Annotated in this window: 16 protein-coding genes; 8 read left to right on the forward strand and 8 right to left on the reverse strand. The window is 74.8% G+C overall.

What is annotated here, in order from left to right; translation table 11 throughout:
* Nucleotides 1-1452 (reverse strand): uracil-xanthine permease family protein, encoded by a 1452-nt coding sequence (locus tag ACA511_RS16820; protein WP_375025265.1) that lies wholly within the window; start codon nt 1450-1452, stop codon nt 1-3.
* A gap of 184 nt (nt 1453-1636) precedes the next feature.
* Nucleotides 1637-3382, reverse strand: coding sequence for a PucR family transcriptional regulator (locus ACA511_RS16825; protein WP_375025266.1), 1746 nt, complete (start codon nt 3380-3382; stop codon nt 1637-1639).
* A gap of 211 nt (nt 3383-3593) precedes the next feature.
* Between ACA511_RS16825 and ACA511_RS16830 the strand changes: the two genes are divergently transcribed.
* The 5 genes from ACA511_RS16830 to ACA511_RS16850 all read left to right on the forward strand — a co-directional run bounded on the left by ACA511_RS16830 (nt 3594) and on the right by ACA511_RS16850 (nt 9792).
* A complete protein-coding gene (locus ACA511_RS16830) occupies nt 3594-4562 on the forward strand; it encodes a DUF2877 domain-containing protein (protein WP_375025267.1) in 969 nt (322 codons plus the stop codon).
* Nucleotides 4563-4719: 157 nt separating this feature from the next.
* Nucleotides 4720-6171 carry an FdrA family protein gene (locus ACA511_RS16835; RefSeq protein WP_375025268.1) on the forward strand — a complete coding sequence of 484 codons (1452 nt, stop codon included), beginning with the start codon at nt 4720-4722 and terminating at the stop codon, nt 6169-6171.
* Nucleotides 6168-7574 carry a DUF1116 domain-containing protein gene (locus ACA511_RS16840; protein WP_375025269.1) on the forward strand — a complete coding sequence of 469 codons (1407 nt, stop codon included), beginning with the start codon at nt 6168-6170 and terminating at the stop codon, nt 7572-7574. Before ACA511_RS16835 ends, ACA511_RS16840 begins: the two co-directional genes overlap by 4 nt.
* 29 nt (nt 7575-7603) lie before the next feature.
* Nucleotides 7604-8512: an aldose 1-epimerase family protein gene (locus ACA511_RS16845; protein ID WP_375025270.1), complete on the forward strand. Its 909-nt coding sequence runs from the start codon at nt 7604-7606 to the stop codon at nt 8510-8512.
* Between the two features lie 59 nt (nt 8513-8571).
* Complete coding sequence (locus ACA511_RS16850; protein WP_375025271.1) at nt 8572-9792, forward strand: aldolase; 1221 nt, start codon at nt 8572-8574, stop codon at nt 9790-9792.
* A 70-nt stretch (nt 9793-9862) separates the two neighbouring features.
* Here the strand turns inward: ACA511_RS16850 and ACA511_RS16855 are convergent, their stop codons facing one another.
* The 4 genes from ACA511_RS16855 to ACA511_RS16870 are packed head-to-tail and all read right to left on the reverse strand — an operon-like array spanning nt 9863 to nt 13625.
* Entirely contained in the window at nt 9863-10456 is a 594-nt protein-coding gene (locus ACA511_RS16855) for an NTP transferase domain-containing protein (RefSeq protein WP_375025272.1), read from the reverse strand.
* Between the two features lie 18 nt (nt 10457-10474).
* The gene (locus ACA511_RS16860) at nt 10475-11599 is read right to left on the reverse strand and encodes an XdhC family protein (protein ID WP_375025273.1); all 1125 of its coding nucleotides are present in this window, start codon (nt 11597-11599) and stop codon (nt 10475-10477) included.
* Entirely contained in the window at nt 11592-12719 is a 1128-nt protein-coding gene (locus ACA511_RS16865) for a VWA domain-containing protein (RefSeq protein ID WP_375025274.1), read from the reverse strand. The genes ACA511_RS16860 and ACA511_RS16865 overlap by 8 nt, the downstream gene beginning before the upstream one ends.
* A 3-nt stretch (nt 12720-12722) precedes the next feature.
* The gene (locus ACA511_RS16870; RefSeq protein ID WP_375025275.1) at nt 12723-13625 is read right to left on the reverse strand and encodes an AAA family ATPase; all 903 of its coding nucleotides are present in this window, start codon (nt 13623-13625) and stop codon (nt 12723-12725) included.
* Between the two features lie 141 nt (nt 13626-13766).
* Here ACA511_RS16870 and ACA511_RS16875 point away from each other — a divergent pair, with 141 nt between their 5' ends.
* From ACA511_RS16875 to ACA511_RS16885, 3 genes are read left to right on the forward strand one after another with little or no spacing between them, the layout of a single operon-like run.
* Complete coding sequence (locus ACA511_RS16875) at nt 13767-15023, forward strand: sulfite oxidase (RefSeq protein ID WP_375025276.1); 1257 nt, start codon at nt 13767-13769, stop codon at nt 15021-15023.
* 10 nt (nt 15024-15033) lie between these two features.
* On the forward strand, nt 15034-16434 hold the full coding sequence (locus ACA511_RS16880) for a selenium-binding family protein (RefSeq protein ID WP_375025277.1): 1401 nt from the start codon (nt 15034-15036) through the stop codon (nt 16432-16434).
* Nucleotides 16431-17069, forward strand: coding sequence for a hypothetical protein (locus ACA511_RS16885; protein WP_375025278.1), 639 nt, complete (start codon nt 16431-16433; stop codon nt 17067-17069). The genes ACA511_RS16880 and ACA511_RS16885 overlap by 4 nt, the downstream gene beginning before the upstream one ends.
* A gap of 30 nt (nt 17070-17099) precedes the next feature.
* Here ACA511_RS16885 and ACA511_RS16890 read toward each other — a convergent pair whose 3' ends face one another.
* The gene (locus tag ACA511_RS16890) at nt 17100-17546 is read right to left on the reverse strand and encodes a PH domain-containing protein (protein WP_375025279.1); all 447 of its coding nucleotides are present in this window, start codon (nt 17544-17546) and stop codon (nt 17100-17102) included.
* A complete protein-coding gene (gene hisG / locus ACA511_RS16895; RefSeq protein WP_375025280.1) occupies nt 17539-18414 on the reverse strand; it encodes an ATP phosphoribosyltransferase in 876 nt (291 codons plus the stop codon). The genes ACA511_RS16890 and hisG overlap by 8 nt, the downstream gene beginning before the upstream one ends.
* Nucleotides 18415-18468 lie beyond the last annotated feature (54 nt).

Raw genomic sequence — 18468 nt, forward strand, 5'->3', positions numbered from 1 at the left:
TCAGCCCGCATCGGTGTTCGGGGCGGGGCGGACGGGGCCGCCGATCTCCTTCTCCGACGGCGCGATGACGCCGCCGCCCGAGTCGTCCGGCCCGCGCAGCACGTTCAGGACGTGGTAGCCGAGCAGGACGGCGATGGTGCCGAGCGCGATGCCCTGCAGCGGGAAGTCGTCGGTGATCTGGAGCGTCACGTTCCCGATGGCGAGGATCACCGCCGCCGCCACCGGGACGAGGTTGACCGGGTCGGCGAAGTCCACCCGGTTCTCGATCCAGATCTTCGCGCCGAGCAGGCCGATCATCCCGTACAGCACGACGGTGATGCCGCCGAGCACGCCGCCCGGCGTCGCGGCGACGAGCGCGCCGAACTTCGGGCACAGCCCGAACAGGATCGCGACGACCGCGGCGACGTAGTAGGCGGCGGTCGAGTAGATCCGGGTCGCGGCCATGACGCCGATGTTCTCGGCGTAGGTGGTGGTGGGCGAGCCGCCGACCGCGCTGGCGAGGGTGGTGCCGATGCCGTCCGCGGTGATGGCGCGGCCGAGGACGGGGTCGAGGTCGTCGCCGGTCATCGCGGACACCGCCTTGACGTGCCCGGTGTTCTCCGCGATCAGCGCGATGACCGCCGGCAGCGCCAGCAGGATCGCCGAGGTCTTGAAGTCGGGCCCGTGCAGGCTCGGGAACCCGAACCAGTCGGCGCCCTGCACGCTCGCGAAGTCGACCCGGTCGTGCGGGAACGCGGTGGCGACGCAGTACGGGCCCTCCGCCGTGCACGCCCTGCCCGCGCCGTCCAGCAGGTTCTGGCCCGGCAGGACCGACGTGATCGCGCCCGCGGTCTTGTCCAGAATCCACGAGAGGGCGTATCCGAACACCAGCGCCAGCAGGATCGTGATGCGCCCCCAGAAGCCGCGCAGCAGCACCGCGCAGAGGACGGCGAACGCCAGCGTCGCGAGCGCCACCCACTGGTCCTGCGGCCAGTACACGGTGGCGACCACCGGCGCGAGGTTGAACCCGATGAGCATGACCACCGCGCCGGTCACCACGGGCGGGAACACCCGGTGGATGACCTCGCCGCCCGCGAAGTGGATGAGCACGCCGATCAGCGCGAGCACGGCGCCCGCCACGAGGATCGCGCCGGTCACGGTCGCGCTGTCGCCGCCCGCCGCGCGGATCGCCGCCACCGCGCCGACGAAGGACGCGCTGGTGCCGAGGTAGCTCGGCACCCGGCCGCCGACGATCAGCAGGAACAGGACCGTCGCGACCCCGGACATCATGATCGCGAGGTTGGGGTCGAGGCCCATCACCACGGGGAAGACGAACGTCGCCCCGAACATCGCCACCACGTGCTGGGCGCCGATGCCCGCGGTGCGCGGCCACGACAGCCGCTCGTCCGGCCGGACGACCTCGCCGGGCGGCGGCGTCCGGCCGTCGCCGTGCAGCTTCCAGCCGATCACCATCGGGGTTCTCCTCCTGCTCGGCCGACCGCGCTCGCGCGGGCTGCTTCTTGCGGGCTGTCTCAATGCGGGCTGCTTCAATGCGGGCAAGGTAGATCTACCCCGATGGCCGGGCATCGGCGACATCTGCCAAAGCCCGCACCACCGATTGGGAGCACCGGCCGGTGCGGGACCGGTTGCGCTACTCTCAGATACCACGCATGCGCAGTACGTGCAGAGCGAGGGTGAGGTTGAGTCGCAGATGCGCGTCCTCGGTGAACGCCCCGAGCATCCTTTCGAGCTTGCCGATGCGGTACCGCAGCGTGTTGTAGTGGAAGTGGAGCCGGCGGGCCGTCTCGGCGACGTTGAGGTTGGTCTCCAGCAGCACCTGGAGGGTGCGGCGCAGGTCGACCAGCTCCGGCTCGTCGTCGGCCGCGAGGTCGCCGAGCGTCTCGCGGACGAACGCGTGCAGTTCCTCCGGGTCCGACACCAGGCTGAGCAGCCGGTACACGCCGAGCTGGTCGAAGTGCGCCCGCGCGCCCGCGCCGTTGAGCTGGCGCCCGACCCGGACGGCCTTCACCGCCTGCTCGTACGCCTCGGGCAGCGCCGCCGGGGACGCCACCGTCCGGCTGATGCCGGTGGAGAACGTCCGCCGCACCGGCAGATGCTCGGCGAAGATCGACGACGCCTCCTTGACCATCGCCTGCACCGGCCCGGCCGCCCACTCGGCGGGGTCGTCCCCGTCCGCGCCGACGACCGCGACGACCTCGTGCGCGAAGCTCGCGACGGCCGCGCCCCTGTCGTGCCGGCGGACGGCGGTCGTCCACGCGGCGGCGAGCCGCTCCTGCGCCGACCGCTCCTCGGCGCCGCGGCCCTTCCCGTCGGCGTCGGCGCCCTTCGCGCGGCCCTTCCCCTCGGGGTCGGCGCCGCGCGGGCGGCCGTCCAGCTCGGCGACGAGCACCATCATCGGGCGGTCCAGGTCCCAGCCGAACCCGCCGCAGTGCGCGACGACGCGGCCGTCGTCGCCGGCCCGCCCGGCGAGGATGTCGCGCAGGAAGTCGGCGCGGTACTTGCTCTCCACCGCCGCGACGGCCTGCTGCTTGGTCACCACGAGCGCCGCGACGGTCGCGGCGCGCTCCAGGATGCCGAGGTCGGTGCCGCGCAGCGTCCCGGCGGGGCTGAACGCGACGATCCGGCCGTGGTCGAAGCCGCCCGCCAGCACGGGCACGACCAGGTGGTCGCCGGTGCCGTGCGCGCCGATGATGCCGCAGCCGCCGCGCCCGCACGCCGCGTGCCGGCCCGCGTCGAACGCGCGCATCGCCTGGACGTGCTCGTCCGGCCCGGCGCCGGCGAGCACGCGCTGCTCGCCGTCCAGCGCCACGACCGCGACGTCCAGCAAGGTCGCGACCTCGTCCACGACCTCCTGGAGGCCGCCGCCGCACAGCACGATCTGCACGAGCGCGCGGTGCACCTCCTCGGTGCGGGCGAGGACGGCGGCCTGCCGGTTCAGGATGTCGGTCAGGACCTGGTTCAGGATGTCGTCGAAGCCGACGTCGTTGGGGAGCAGGATCAGCGGGAAGCCGCGCCGGTCGGCCTGCGCGATCATCTCGGCGGGGAGGGAGTCCAGGTAGCGGCCCAGCTTGATGGCCAGTGCCGCGAGGCCGCGCTCGTCCAGGTCGGCGACCAGGTTGCCGAGCGACTGGGGGGTGTTGCGGAGGGGGTAGCCGGTGGTGAGGAGCAGCTCGTTCGGTTTGACCCACGACAGGATGTCGGGGACCTCCATCACGTTGAGCCGCTGGACGACGCGCTCGAGTCCGGCCCGGCCGGCGATGAGGCGGGCGCCGTTCAGGGTGCTGACGCCGAGGACCTCGCCGACCGACAGGCCGTAGGTCAGTGTTCCGGTACTCGCGAGCCGGAGGGCCGGTGGGCCCGGGTCCGCAGTGGTGTAGCTCATGCCAGGGGTCACCTCGCTCTTGGTGCGTACATCGTCCGTGACGGTGTGATCGCTACCGGTTCCTGATCAAAAATGACAACAAAGACGAACGATGACAACCATCCTTGGCAGCTTTCTCCATACGTCCGGTGCGGGGGCCGTTCTAACGTCGTCGCGGAGGCCGGGCCGCCCGCGTGCGGGGCGGCCGCCGACACCGGCTTCGGGAGGATCCGTGACTGCGCTCGTCCGCGACCCGATCCCGCTCCCGGCCAGGCCGCGGCGGCGGCCGCCCGTCGCCGGCGCGGCGAGCCTCGCGCTGCGGCCGCTGCTCGACCCGCCGTGCCGCGCGGCCCGGGTCATCGCCGTGTTCCCGTCGGCGGTGTACCTGGAGATGCGGGGCGGCCCCGAGCCGCGGGTGCTCGCCGTCGTCACCTCCGACGCGGGCCGGCTGCCGAACGCGGTGGTGGTCGTCGCGACGCGCCGTGAGCATCCGTTCCGGGCCGTCCGCGAGGGCGGGGACGCCCTCGTCGGCGAGGGCCGGGTGGAGGCGGAGGGGCTTGCCGTGCGCGTCCGCCGCTGGTGGGATCCGTCGCCCGCGCTCGGCGGGTCGCAGCCGGCCGCGCTCGCCCGCGGCGTCCGCGCCCTGGAGGACGAGCTGGCCGCGGCCGGCGCGCTCACCGCCGCGGGTCCGGCGGGCGGCGGCCTCGCCGGGCATCCCGATCCGGCGGCGCTCGCCGCCGCGTGCGCGGCCGGCGACCTCGCGGGCGCCGTGGAGGCGGCGGAGCGGATCGTGGGCCTCGGCCCGGGGCTGACGCCGTCCGGCGACGACATCCTGTGCGGCCTGCTGGTGTCGCTGCGGCTGCTCGGCGGCGCCGTCCGGCACGGCGAGGCGGCGGTGTGGCTGGCGGACTGGCTGGGCGCCGCCGTCACCGCCGACGCCGGCACCCGCACGACGGCGCTGGCGGCGACGCTGCTGCACTGCGCGGCGGCGGGCGGCGCGGGCGCCGAGGTCGCGGGCGTGCTGCGCTTCGCGGCGGGCCATGAACCTCCGGCCGGTGCGGGGCAGGGCGCCGTCCGGCGGCTGCTCTCGGTGGGGCACACCTCCGGCGCCGACCTGGCGCAGGGCGTCCTCGCCGGCTGCCGCGCCGCCCTGGCCCTGACCGCACCGGGTGTGCGCCGCGCTCCGAGGGCCACTGCATGAGCGCAGCGAACCGGGGGGCGTGGGGGGTCGCCCCCTCACAACAGACACGCATGAGCGCAGCGAACCGGGGAGCGTGGGGGGTCGCCCCCTCACAACAGACACGCATGAGCGCAGCGAACCGGGGAGCGTGGGGGGTCGCCCCTCGCAGGAGGCACGCATGAGGGATTGGGTCGAGGTCCGGCGGGGGGGATACCGCGATTCGGTCACGCTCATGCGGGTCAGCCGGCAGTTGTCGGAGCGGCCCGGCGTCGCGGCGGCGATGGTGGCGATGGGCACCGAGCCGAACCGCGGGTTGCTCGGGCGGATGGGGTTCGACGTGCCCGGCGAGGCGGGTCCGGACGACCTCGTGGTGGCGGTCCGCGTGGACGACGGCGGGCTCGGCGAGGTGCGCGACGAGCTGGAGCGGCTGCTGCGGGAGGCGTCCCGTCCGCCGGCCGGGGGCGGGGTGCTGGGCGAACCGGCGCCGCCGCGCACGACCCGGTCGGCGGCCGCGCGGGCGGACGCGACCGTGGCGCTGCTGTCGGTGCCGGGCCCGCACGTGTTCCCCGAGGCGATGGACGCGCTGGACGCCGGCCTCAACGTGATGATCTTCAGTGACAACGTGCCGCTGGCCCAGGAGATCGCGCTGAAGGAGGCGGCGGCGCGGCGCGGCCTGATCGTGATGGGCCCCGACTGCGGCACGGCGGTGGTCGGCGGCGCGGGCCTCGGGTTCGCGAACGCGGTGCGGCCGGGGCCGGTCGGCATCGTGGCGGCGTCCGGGACGGGCGCGCAGCAGCTCATGTGCCTGCTGGACGCGGCGGGCACGGGAGTGAGCCATGTGCTCGGCGTCGGCGGCCGGGACCTGTCGCCGGAGGTGAGCGGCCGGTCGGCGCTGTCCGCGCTGGCGGCGCTGGACGCCGACCCGGCCACGGAGCTGATCGTGCTGGTCTCCAAGCCGCCCGCGCCGCAGGTGCTGGACCTGATCCGGGAGGCGGCGCGGCGGCTGGACACGCCGGTCGTGTTCGCGCTGCCGATGCCCGGCGAGACCGATCTGACGGAGGCCGCGGAGAAGGCGCTGACGGCGCTCGGGCGCGACGTCCCGCGGTGGCGGCGGTGGACGGCGGCGCGGCGCGCGGCCCCCGCCGGCGACGGGGCCGGCGGGCGGGAGCTGCACGGCCTGTTCGTCGGCGGGACGCTGCGCGACGAGGCCGAGATGATCCTGCGGGACGCCCTGGGCTGGGACTTCGAGGCCCGCGGCCACCGGCTCACCGACTTCGGCGACGACGCCTGCACGCGGGGCCGCGCGCACCCGATGATCGACCCGGCGCTGCGGCTGGAGGCGCTGCGGGCCGCGGCCGCCGACCCCGGGTGCGGCGTCCTGCTCCTGGACGTGGTGCTCGGGCACGGCGCGGAGCCCGATCCGGCCGCCGCGCTCGCCCCGGCCGTCGCCGGCGCGGTGCGCGACCGTCCCGGCCTCGCGGTCGTCGTCTCGCTGTGCGGGACGCCGGCGGATCCGCAGGGCCGCGACCGGCAGGCGGCGGCGCTGTGCGAGGCGGGCGCCGACGTGTTCGCCTCCAACGCCCACGCGGCCCGGCACGCGCTGCGGCTGGTGGAAGGGGGGCCGGCATGACCGAGCAGCGGCTGGGCGGGCTGCTGTCCCGCGAGCCCCGGGTGGTCGCCGCGGGCGTCGAGGTGCTGGCCGAGGCCCTCGCCGAGCAGGCCGTCCCGGTGGAGGCGGTCGACTGGCGGCCCCCGCCGGCGGGGACGGAGGCGGCGCTCGCGGCGGTGCTCGGCGATCCCCGGCACGCGGACGCCAACGCCCGCGCGGTGCGGCGCATGGTGACGGCCCGCCCGCACCTGGTCGACGTGCGGCCCGCGCGGGACGTCCTCGGCCTGGAGCCGGGGACGTTCCTGCACGCGGGCCCGCCGCTGGAGTGGGAGCGCGCGTCCGGCCCGATGCGGGGCGCGCTCATCGGCGCGATGCTCCTCGAAGGGCTCGCCGAGACGCCGCTCGGCGCCCGGCACGCGCTGGAGCGCGGCGCGGCGGTGCTCGAACCGTGCCACCGGCACGCGGCCGTGGGGCCGATGGCGGGCGTCGTCAGCCCGTCGATGTGGATGTTCGTCGTGGAGGACGCCGAGCACGGCGGAACCGCGTACTGCTCCCTCAACGAGGGCCTCGGGAAGGTGCTGCGGTACGGGGCGTACGGGCCGGAGGTGATCGAGCGGCTGACGTGGATGGGCGAGGTCCTCGGCCCGGCGCTGCGGGCGGCCGTCCGGCGGCACGGGCCGCTCGACCTGATGTCGGTCATCGCGCAGGCGCTGCAGATGGGCGACGAGCTGCACAACCGGAACCGGGCCGCGACGTCGCTGCTGCTGCGGGAGCTGGCGCCCGACCTCGCCGCCGCCGAGGAGGTCCCCCGCGACCGGGCCGCGGCGGCGCTGCGGTTCGCGGCGGGCAACGACCACTTCTTCCTGAACGCGGGGATGGCGGCGGCGAAGGCGTGCGCGGACGCCGCCCGGGACGTCCCGGGGTCCAGCCTGGTCGTGGCGATGGCCCGCAACGGCACCGACTTCGGCATCCAGGTGTCGGGGACGGGCGACCGCTGGTTCACCGGCCCCGCCGGCGTCCCGGACGGCCTCTACCTCGGGGACTACGGCCCGGACGACGCCAACCCCGACATCGGCGACTCGGCGATCACCGAGACGGCGGGGACGGGCGGGTTCGCGCTCGCCGCGGCGCCCGCCATCGTCCGGTTCGTCGGCGGCGAGGTCCCGGACGCGGTCGCCGCCACGCAGCGGATGTACGAGATCACCCTCGCCGAGCACCCGGTGCTGCAGATCCCGCTGCTGTCGTTCCGCGGCACCCCGGTGGGCGTCGACGTCGCGCGCGTCGTCCGCACCGGGATCCTGCCCGTCATCGACACCGGGATCGCGGGCCGGGAGGCCGGCACGGGCCAGGTCGGCGCGGGGCTCGTCGAACCGCCGCCGAACGTGTTCGCGGACGCCCTGCACGCCCTCGCGGAGATCGCGTAGGCGCTCCGGCAGGGGGTAGCGTCCCGGACATGAGCGAGTCGATCACCGGGGAGCAGTACGCCCTCAGCGCCGGGCCGTACCAGGCCGTCATCACCGAGTCGGGCGCGAGCCTGCGCGAGCTGAGCCGCGAGGGGCGGCCGCTGGTGCTGTCGCACGGCGCGGACGAGCCGGCCCCGGCCGCGTTCGGGCACCTGCTGATCCCGTGGCCGAACCGCGTCGACCGCGGCCGCTACTCCTACGGCGGCGCCGAGCACCAGCTGGACGTGTCCGAGCCCGACCGCGACTGCGCGATCCACGGGCTCGTCCGCTGGGCGCCGTGGCGGGCCGCCGAGCACGAGCCCGACCGGGTGCGGCTGACCCACCGGCTCCTCGCGACCGGCGGCTACCCGTTCCGCCTCGACCTGGAGGCCGAGTACTCGCTCGACGCCGCCGACGGCCTCCGCGTGCGGATGAGCGTCCGCAACCCCGGGACGAGGACCGCCCCGTACGGGCACGGCGCGCACCCCTACCTGACGGTCGGGGAGCCCATCGACCGCTGCACCGTCCACCTGCTCGCCGACCGCTACCTCCCGGTGGACGACCGGATGATCCCGTCCGGGCCGTCCGAGGACGTCACGGGCACCAGGTACGACCTGCGCACGGGACCGCTGCTCGGCGACCGGCGGATCGACAACGCGTTCGCCGACCTGAACCGCGACGGCGACGGGCGCACGTGGGTAATCCTCTCCGGCGGCGGCCGGACGGTCCGCCTCTGGGCCGACGAGGCGCACCCGTGGATGGAGATCTACACCGCCGACAACGCGCCGAGGCCGCGCGAGGGCCTCGGCGTCGAGCCCATGACGTGCCCGCCGAACGCGCTGGCGTCCGGCGAGGGCCTCGTCCACCTCGACCCGGGCGCCGAGTTCCACGCGGCCTGGGGCATCGCGGCCGACTCCTGATCCGGCCCGTTGCGCGCCGACCGGTTCCCCATCGGGCGGCGGTGCGGGATCATGGCGGGGTGAACCTCAGCGTGTCCTCGTTCGACGACCTGTCCGCGCGCATCGCCGCCGCCCGTGACGCGCACGGCGAGCGCTTCCCCGGCGGCGCGGAGGGCCGGCAGCCGGTGCACACGGTGTACGTGCCGGCCGACCGGTTCTCCCGCTCGACGCCCGCCGACTTCGGCGCGGAGGCGCTGCGGCTGCTGAACACCCACACGCCGGGCGCCGGGTCGTTCGGCGCCGCGTTCGGCCTGGATCCGGAGCTTGCGGGGCCGGTGCGGGAGCGGGTCGCGGCGAAGCTCGCCGCCGAGCCGGTCGAGGACGTCCGGATCGACTTCGAGGACGGCTACGGCGTCCGCGGCGACGCCGAGGAGGACGCGCACGTCGAGCAGGTCGTCGAGGCCGTCGCCACCGCGTACCAGGTCAAGAGCCTCCCCCACTACTGGGGCGTGCGGGTGAAGTCGTTCGCCGACGGCGGGCACGAGCGGGCGATGCGGACCCTCGACGGGTTCCTGACGGCGCTGCGCGACCGGCTCGGCCGGCTGCCCGGCGGGTTCACGATCACCTTCCCGAAGGTGGTGACGGCCGAGCACGTCCGGCTGTTCACCGAGTTCCTGGACCGGCTGGAGACCTCGCTCGGGCTGCCGCAGGGCATCCTGCGGTTCGAGATCCAGGTCGAGACGCCGCAGTCGCTCATCGACCACGTGGAGGACCGGGTGGGGCTCGGCCCGCTCGTGGCCGCGGCCGAGGGCCGCATCACCGCCGCGCACTTCGGCGTGTTCGACTACACCGCCGCGCTCGGCCTGCCGCCGCACGAGCAGCGGCTCGACCATCCCGCGTGCGACTTCGCCCGGCACGTCATGCAGGTGTCGCTCGCGGGCACCGGCGTGCGGCTGTCGGACGGCTCCACCAACGTGATCCCCCGCAACGACGGCCCCGACGAGGTCAACGCGGCGTGGGCGACGCACGCGGCGCACGTCCGGCATTCGCTGGCGCACGGCTTCTACCAGGGCTGGGACCTGCACCCCGCGCATCTGCCGAGCCGGTACGCGGCCGTGTACGCGTTCCATCTGGACGGCGTCGACGACGTCATCGGACGGGTCCGCGCGTGGCACGAGCAGGCGGCGGGCGACGCGGGCGGCGTCCTGGACGAGCCCGCCACGATCCGGGCGCTCACGGCCCGGCTCCGCCGCGCGGTCGACTGCGGCGCCCTGGACGAGAGCGTCCTCCCGGCGTCCTAGCGCCCTACCCGACCCGCCTCCAGAGCGGGCGGGCCGTTCATCGACACGCCGCTCGCCTACGAGCGCGCGGTCACCGGGGCTCGCGGCGGTCGAAGGCGGCCAGGTCGCCCGGGGTGTCGATGTCGTCCGGCGCGGCGACGCCGTCGCACGGGACGGACGTGACCAGGCCGGGGTTGGCGCGCAGGTACCCGCGCGCCCCCTGGTCGCCGACCGCCGCCTCCGCGACGCCCGCGAAGTGCCCGGCCCGCAGCAGGACGGGGTTGCGCCGCGCTCCCCCGTAGGTGGCGACGGCGATCTCGGCGCCCGCCTCGTACGCCTCGATCAGCCGTCCGACGGCGGCCGGGGTGACGAGCGGCTGGTCGACGAGCGCGACCACGGCGGCGGGGCAGGCGGGCGGCAGCGCGGCCAGCCCGGCGCGCAGCGAGGAGCCCATGCCGTCCCGCCAGTCCGGGTTGGGGACGACGACGGCGCCGATCACCTCGATCTGCGCCGCGCCCGCCACCACCAGGACCGGGGAGCAGCCCCCGTCCCGCAGCGTCCGGACGCCGCGGTCGACGAGGCGCTCGCCGTCCAGCTCCAGGGTCGCCTTCGGCCGCCCGAGCCGGCTGCCCTCCCCCGCGGCGAGCAGCAGACCTGCCGGGGACACCGCACGGTGCAACGTCATCCAGCGAGGGTAGTGCCGTCAGGGCGCGTCGGCGTGGATCCGGCCGCTGGTGTCGGTGAGCGGCCGCCCCGAGCCGCCCCAGCGGAGCTGGACGAGTTCCGCCGCGATCGACACCGCCGTCTCCTCCGGCGTCCGGGCGCCGAGGTCGAGGCCGATCGGCGAGCGCAGGCGCCCCAGCTCGGCGTCGGACAGGCCCGCCTCGCGGAGCCGCGCGAGCCGGTCGTCGTGGGTGCGGCGCGAGCCCATCGCGCCGACGTAGCCGGCGTCCGTGCGGAGCGCCACCTCCAGGAGCGGGACGTCGAACTTGGGGTCGTGGGTCAGCACGCAGACGGCGGTGCGCTCGTCGATGCCGTCGCGCGCCTCCTCCAGGAACTTGTGCGGCCACTTCACCACGACCTGGTCGGCCTCGGGGAACCGCTTCGGCGTCGCGAACACCGGCCGGGCGTCGCACACCGTCACGTGGTAGCCGAGGAACTTGCCGACCCGGGCGACGGCCGCCGCGAAGTCGATCGCGCCGAACACCAGCAGCTTCGGCGGCGGGGCGAACGAGTGCACGAAGACGGACAGGTCGTCCAGCCGCCGCTCCCCCTCCGGCCCGTAGTGCCGCTGCCCGGTGATGCCCTGCGCGAGCATGCCGCGCGCGTCGTCGTCCACCGCCGCGTCGAGGCGGGCCGCGTGCGGCTCGCCCGGGGCGAGGGAGCCGGACGCGCGGTCCGCCCAGACCACCCGGCGGGCGCCGATCCGGCCCGGACCGGCGACGACGGTGGCGACCGCGACCGGCTCGTGCCCCTCGATCGCCGCCGCGACCTCGGCGAACTCCGGGAACGTCGCGGGGCCGACCGGCTCCACCAGCACGTCCAGGATCCCGCCGCAGGTCAGCCCGACGGCGAACGCGTCGTCGTCGGTCACCCCGTACCGCTGGACGACCGGCTCGCCCGTCGCCAGCACCGACTGCGCCAGCTCGTAGACGGCGCCCTCCACGCAGCCGCCGGACACGCTGCCCGCCACCTCCCCGCCGGGCGACACCGCCATCGCCGCGCCCGGCGGGCGCGGCGCGCTGCGGAAGGTGTGCACGACGGTCGCGAGCCCGAACGTCCGCCCGGCCGCGTACCAGGCGGTGATGTCGCCGAGGACGTCACGCATGAACCCTCCCCTTTCCGGTGGCGCCGGCGCCCGCGACGACGCGGGCCAGTTCCTCCAGCGCCGCGAGGCTGTGCCCCGAGGTGAAGTCGTCGACGTGCGGCAGCGCCGCCGCCATCCCCGCCGTCAGCGGCTCGTACCCGGGCCGCGCCTTGTGCGGGTTCGCCCACACGACGCGGTGCGCGAGCCGGCGCAGCCGCGCCATCTGCTCGCCGAGCAGCGTCGCGTCGCCGCGCTCCCAGCCGTCCGAGGCGATCACCACGATCGCGCCGCGGGCCAGGCCGCGCTGCCCGAACCGGTCGAGGAACTCCTTCAGCTCCTCGCCGAGCCGGGTGCCGCCGCTCCAGTCCGGGATGGCGGCCGACGCCGCGGCCATCGCCGCGTCCGGGTCGCGGTGCCGCAGCTCCCGGGTGAGCCGGGTGAGGCGCGTCCCGGCGCTGAAGACCTCCACGTCCCGGCCGCCGGAGCGGACGGCGGCGTGCGCGAACCGGAGCAGCGCGTCGGCGTACGGGTTCATCGACCCGCTGACGTCCACGATCAGGACGGCCCGGCGCGGGCGGGTGCGGTGCGCGCGGTGCCGCAGCAGGGACGTCTCGCCGCCGCGCCGCAGCGTCTCGCGGACCGTCCGGGCGGGGTCGAGCCGCCCCGCGGGCGCGGGCGCGAACCGGCGCGACCTGCGCCGCTCGGCCCCCGCGTCCAGCAGGGCGATGAGCCGGGCGACCTCGGCGCGCTCGGCGGCGCTCAGCCGCGCCAGGTCGCGGTCGCGGAGCACCTCCGCCTCGCTGGCGGTGGCCGTCTTCAGGTCCCCGGCCTCGTCGCCGCCGGACCGCGCGCCCGGGTCGGGCAGCGTCATCCGGCGGACGACGACGGGCGGGGGCCTGCGCCCCGGCCGCGCGGTAGCGCCGGAGAAGTACGCGGCGAAGCACCGGTCGTAGCGGGCGAGGTCGTCGGGGTCGGCGCACAGCGTCAGCCGCCCGGCCCAGTACACGTCGCCCGGGTCGAGGACGTCGAGGTGGTCGAGCGCCGCCAGCATCGCCTGGACGCGTTCGGGATCGGCGGCGCCGCCGGCCGCGCGGAGCGTCCGGGCGAACCCGACCATGGTCTCGGTGACGTCGCGCCGCACGGCTCATCCCCCGTTGAGCAGGGCTTCCAGCCCGCCGCCGAGCACGCGCTGCTGGTCTTCGCGGTACTTGAGCACGGCGCCGAGCGTCACCGCCGCCGTGCCGGGGTCCAGTTCGCGGACGCCGAGGGCGACCAGGGCCTCGGTCCAGTCGAGGCTCTCGGCGACGCCGGGCGGCTTCAGCAGGTCGGTCTCGCGCATCCGCTGCGCGGCGCGGGCGACCTGCCCGGCGAGCCGGCCGGCCGCGCCGGGCAGCCGCCGCCTGATGATCGCCACCTCGCGGTCGAACGACGGGTGCTCCAGCCAGTGGTAGAGGCAGCGCCGCTTCAGCGCGTCGTGGACCTCGCGGGTGCGGTTGGACGTGACCACGACGACCGGCGGGCGCTCCGCCCGGATCGTCCCGAGTTCCGGGACGGTGATGGTGAAGTCGCTGAGGACCTCCAGCAGGAACGCCTCGAACTCGTCGTCGGCGCGGTCGAGCTCGTCGACCAGCAGGACGCTCGGCGTGGTCTCCAGCGCCTGGAGCAGCGGCCTGGCCAGCAGGAACCGCCGGTCGTAGAGCTCTCCCTCCAGCCGCGAGACGTCGTGCACGCCCGCCGCCTCGGCGGCCCGCAGGTGCAGCAGCTGGCGGGGGAAGTCCCAGTCGTAGAGGGCCTGGGACGCGTCCAGCCCCTCGTAGCACTGCAGCCGGATCAGCGGCGCGCCGAGCGCGCGCGCGAGCGTCTTGGCCAGCTCGGTCTTGCCGACGCCGGCCTCGCCCTCCAGGAACAGCGGCCTGCCCATCCGCAGCGCGAGGAAGCACGCCGTCGCGAGCCCGTCGTCGCACAGGTAGGCGTGCCGGTCGAGCAGGCCCGCGAGTTCCGCGGGCGATCCGACCTGGTCCGCGGTCGTCGGCGCCGTCTCCCCCACGGGACCGAGGCTACTCGGCGGGAGACCCGAGTCACACGGCCGGGGGGCTTGCGTTTTCACGGGACCTTCCCCGCGCGGACAATTTATGTCAAACCGGTAGGGAAAGTTGACATTTAGCCGGTCACTGAGCAGCATCGGATCATGCGATCCGGTTACCGGAAGGACCCCGACCTGACCGACGAGGCGACCTACGAGGGCGTCCGCTCGCTCTCCCGGCGCGGCCTGCTGCGCCTGACGGCGGGCGCCGGCGCGGGCCTCGCCGCGGGAGCGGGCGGCGCGCTCGCCGCCGCCCCGGCCGAGGCCGCCGCGGGCATCGTGAAGCCCCTGCCGCCCGAGCTGTTCATCGAGCACGGCACGAACGCCGAGATGCGGTGGGAGGCCATGCGCGGGCAGGGCCTCCTCACCCCCGCGGACCGGTTCTTCGTCCGCAACCACGTCGCTACGCCGCTCATCGACGCGCGCACCTGGCGGCTCAAGCTCTGGGGCAGCGGGCTGCGCGGCGCCCCCACCGAGGAGCGTCCCGTCGAGTTCTCCTACGCGGACCTGCTCCGGCTGCGCGCCGAGACGATCACGGCGTTCATCGAATGCACCGGCAACGGGCGCGGCTTCTACACCGCCCAGCAGGGGCAGGCGGTCTCCGGCACCCCCTGGCGGCTGGGCGGGGTGGGCGTCGCGCGGTGGCGCGGGGTCCGGCTGTCGACCGTGCTGAGGCTCGCAGGTCTTACCCGCGAGGCCGTGGACATCCTGCCGCGCGGGCTGGACGCTGAGTACGTGGACAAGGGCGAGAACCTCGGCCGCGTGCGGCGTCCCCTCCCCGTCGCCAAGGCGATGAAGGACGTGCTGCTCGCCTACGAGATGAACGGCGCTCCCCTGCCGCCCGACCACGGCCATCCCGTCCGGCTGGTCGTGCCGTCGTGGACGGGCATCGCGTCCATCAAATGGCTCGGGGACGTCCAGGTCGCCGCCGAACCGCTGTTCTCGCCGTGGAACACGCGCTTCTACCGGCTCTTCGGCCCCGGCCACCCGGAGGAGGGGTCGGCGCCGCTGACCCGCACGAACGTCAAGTCCGCCTTCGAACTGCCCTGGGACGCGCCCCTGCCGGCCCGCGCGCACGTCCTGCGCGGACGGTCCTGGTCGGGCAGCGGCCGGATCCGGCGGACCGAGGTCAGCGTGGACGGCGGCGCGACCTGGCGTCCCGCCCGCATCCTGGACCGGCACCCGAACCCGCGCGGATGGGTCCGCTGGGAGTTCCCGTGGACGCCGCGCACGGCGGGCCGGTACGAGCTGCTGGCGCGGTCGACCGACGAGACCGGCGCGTCCCAGCCCGCCACCGCCCCCTACAACACCCTCGGCTACCTGTTCGGAGCCGTGGTGCGCCACCCCGTCACCATCGCCTGAGAGGACCCCCATGGCCCTGTGGAAGCCGGACCCGACCTTCTACGCCTCGCCCCGCGACGCGGCCGCCGCACCGCCGGAGAAGCTCGCGTACGTGGCCGCGTTCGACCGCGCCGCCGAGAAGCCGGACGCGATCGCGGTCCTCGACGTGGACCCGGGTTCCGGCTCCTACGGCTCCGTGGTCGGCTGGACCGAGCTGCCCTACCTCGGCGACGAGCTGCACCACTTCGGCTGGAACGCGTGCAGCAGCGCGCTGTGCCCCGGCTCGCCGCACCCGCACGTCGAGCGCCGGTACCTGATCGTCCCCGGGCTGCGGTCGTCGCGGGTGTACGTCATCGACACCAAGGACGACCCCGCCGCGCCCCGGATCGTGAAGATCCTGGAGCCGGACGAGCTGGCCAAGCGCGCCGGGTACTCGCGCCCGCACACCGTCCACTGCGGGCCCGAGGGGCTCTACCTGACGGCGCTCGGCGGCGCGAACGGCGAGGACGGGCCGGGCGGCATCGCGCTGCTCGACCACACCTCGTTCGACGTCCTCGGACGCTGGGAGGTCGACCGCGGTCCGCAGTACTTCGCCTACGACGCGTGGTGGCACATCGCCCACGACGTCCTCATCACGTCCGAGTGGGGCACGCCGTCCATGGTGGAGGACGGCGTCGTCGCCGAACTGCTGCTGGGCCGCAAGTACGGGCACTCGCTCAACTTCTTCGACCTGCGCAAACGCAAGCACGTCCAGACCGTGGACCTCGGCGACGAGCACCAGATGGTGCTGGAGCTGCGTCCCGCGCACGACCCGACCAGGCTGTACGGGTTCGCCGGCGTGGTCGTCAGCGTCGAGGACCTGTCGGCGTCCGTCTGGGTGTGGCACCGCGACGGCGACGCGTGGGCGGCGAAGAAGGTCATCACCATTCCCGCCGAACCGGCCGACGCCGACTCGCTCCCCCCGGTCATCCAGCCGTTCGGGGCGGTGCCGCCGCTCGTCACCGACATCGACCTGTCCGTGGACGACCAGTGGCTGTACGTCTCCTGCTGGGGCACCGGCGAGCTGAAGCGCTACGACGTCAGCGACCCGTTCCACCCGGTCGAGGCCGGCTCGGTGCGCATCGGCGGCATCGTCCGCCGCACGCCGCACCCCGCCGCGCCGGACCGCCCCCTCGCGGGCGGCCCGCAGATGGTCGAGGTCAGCCGCGACGGGAAGCGCGTCTACGTCACCAACTCGCTCTACGGCTCCTGGGACGACCAGTTCTTCCCGGACGGCGTCGGCGCCTGGATGGCCAAGCTCGACTCCACCCCCGGCGGCCTCGCCTTCGACGAGCGCTTCTTCCCGAACGGCGACGACTTCCGGGGCCGCCGCCCCCACCAGACCCGGCTGCAGGGCGGCGACGCCTCCTCGGACTCCTACTGCTACCCGTGAACGACGGCTCGCTCGCGGCGCTCGTGGCGCTCGGGGCGTTTCACGGCCTCAACCCCGCGATGGGGTGGCTGTTCGCGGTGGCCCGCGGCCTCCAGGAGCGCAGCAGGCAACTCGTGCTGCAGTCGCTCCCGGCGATCGCCGCGGGCCATGCCGCGTCCGTCGGCGCCGTCGCGGTCCTCATCGCGCTCACCCGCTCCGTCGTCGCGACCCAGGCGGTCGCGATCGGCGGCGGAGCCGTGCTCGTCGGGTTCGGGCTGTGGCGGCTGCTGTCCCGGCGGCACTTCCGCTGGGTCGGCATGCGGATCTCGCTGTGGCAGCTCGCCGGCTGGTCGTTCCTGATGTCGTCGATGCACGGGGCGGGCCTGATGCTGCTGCCCGTGCTCACCTCGTCCGGGACGGCCCCGGCGCACCACGACCACGGCCTGGCGTCGTCGTCCGGCAGCGCGCTGTCCACGGGGATCTTCGTCACCGCCGTGCACACCGTCGCGATGCTCGCCGTCGCGGGCGTCATCGCCGTGCTCGTCTACGAGGTCGTCGGCCTGTCGATCCTGCGCCGCGCCTGGTTCAACCTCGACCGCGTCTGGGCCGTCGCCCTCATCGGCGCCGGCACCGTCACCCTTTTCACCGCCCTCTGACCCTTTCCGCCTCCGCGGAGGCGGGAAGGGTCAGACGGGGTCGGGGGCCTCGCCCCGGGCGTGCAGGAGGGCCTGGAACTCGGCGAGCTGGCGGGCGGCGAGGGCCTTCTCCGCGCCGTTGACGCCCATCGCGCCGATGGAGGTGCCGTCGGCCAGGTCGAGGGTGGGCCAGGGGTCGCCGACGTTCATGGTGACGTCCAGGATCTGGGCCCATTCGAGGCGGCGCGTGGTGAAGGCGTTGACGACCGTGACGCCGGACTCGTCGGCGGCGACGCGGCAGCGGGCGAGCATGTGCAGGATCCAGGCGACGAGCGCACCGAAAGCGATCATCAGGACGCGGTCGAACAGCTTGTACTGCTCCGGCACCACCACGGCGAGCGCGATCAGGCCGAGCATGATCACGCCCGCCGTGGTGTAGGCCACGATCCGGGTGGTGCGGGGACGCCACACGGTCGGCAGGGCCGGTGCGTCAGTCAACGATCTTCGCGATGGGGATTTCGAGGATGTCGTGCGCGCCCGCCGCCTTCAGCGCCGGGATCAGCGTGTTGACGCCGCGCTTGGCGACCACCGACTCGACGGCGTTCGACTCCCCGCCGGCGAGCGAGGTGACCGTCGGCGACGCCATCGCGGGCATGATGTCGAGGACGTTCCGCAGGTCGGCCTGCGCGACGTTCAGCTTGAGCAGCACCTTGCCCCGGGCGCGGATCACGCCCTGCAGGAGGAGGGCGATGTCCTCCATGGCGGCGCGCTTCTCGGCGTCCTCGTAGGCGTCGCGGTTGGCGACCAGCTCGGTGTAGCTGGTGAGGAGCGTGTCGAGGATGCGCAGGCCGTTCTTGCGCAGCGACGAGCCCGTCTCTGTGAGGTCGACGATCGCGTCCACGATGTCGGGCACCTTCGCCTCGGTCGCGCCGTAGGACGGGACGACCGTGGCCTTCACTCCGTGCTGGTCGAGGAACCGCTTGGTCATCGCCGGGAACTCGGTGGAGATCCGGACGCCCTCCGGCAGGTCGGACACCGACTGCCACGGCGCGCCGTCCGGCACCGCCATGATCACGCGGACGGGGTTGGAGGTCGCCTTGGAGTACTTCAGCTCGCCGAGGCTGACCACGTCGGAGTCGGTCTCGGTGATCCAGTCGCGGCCGGTGATGCCGAGGTCGAACAGCCCCTGCTCCAGGTAGGTCGGGATCTCCTGCGGGCGCAGGACCCGGACCCGGTCGATGCGGGGGTCGTCGATGGACGCGCGGTAGTCGCGGTCCGACGTCCGCTGGACGGTGAGGTCGGCGGCGTCGAACAGCTGCATGGTCGCCTTCTCCAGCGACCCCTTGGGCAGGACGAGTGACAGCACGGAATTGCCTTTCGGTGAGGATGCGTACGGGATACCGGGTGGTTCAGGAGCTGC

Source organism: Actinomadura sp. GTD37, from assembly GCF_041951365.1.
In the GTDB taxonomy this organism is placed as follows: domain Bacteria; phylum Actinomycetota; class Actinomycetes; order Streptosporangiales; family Streptosporangiaceae; genus Spirillospora.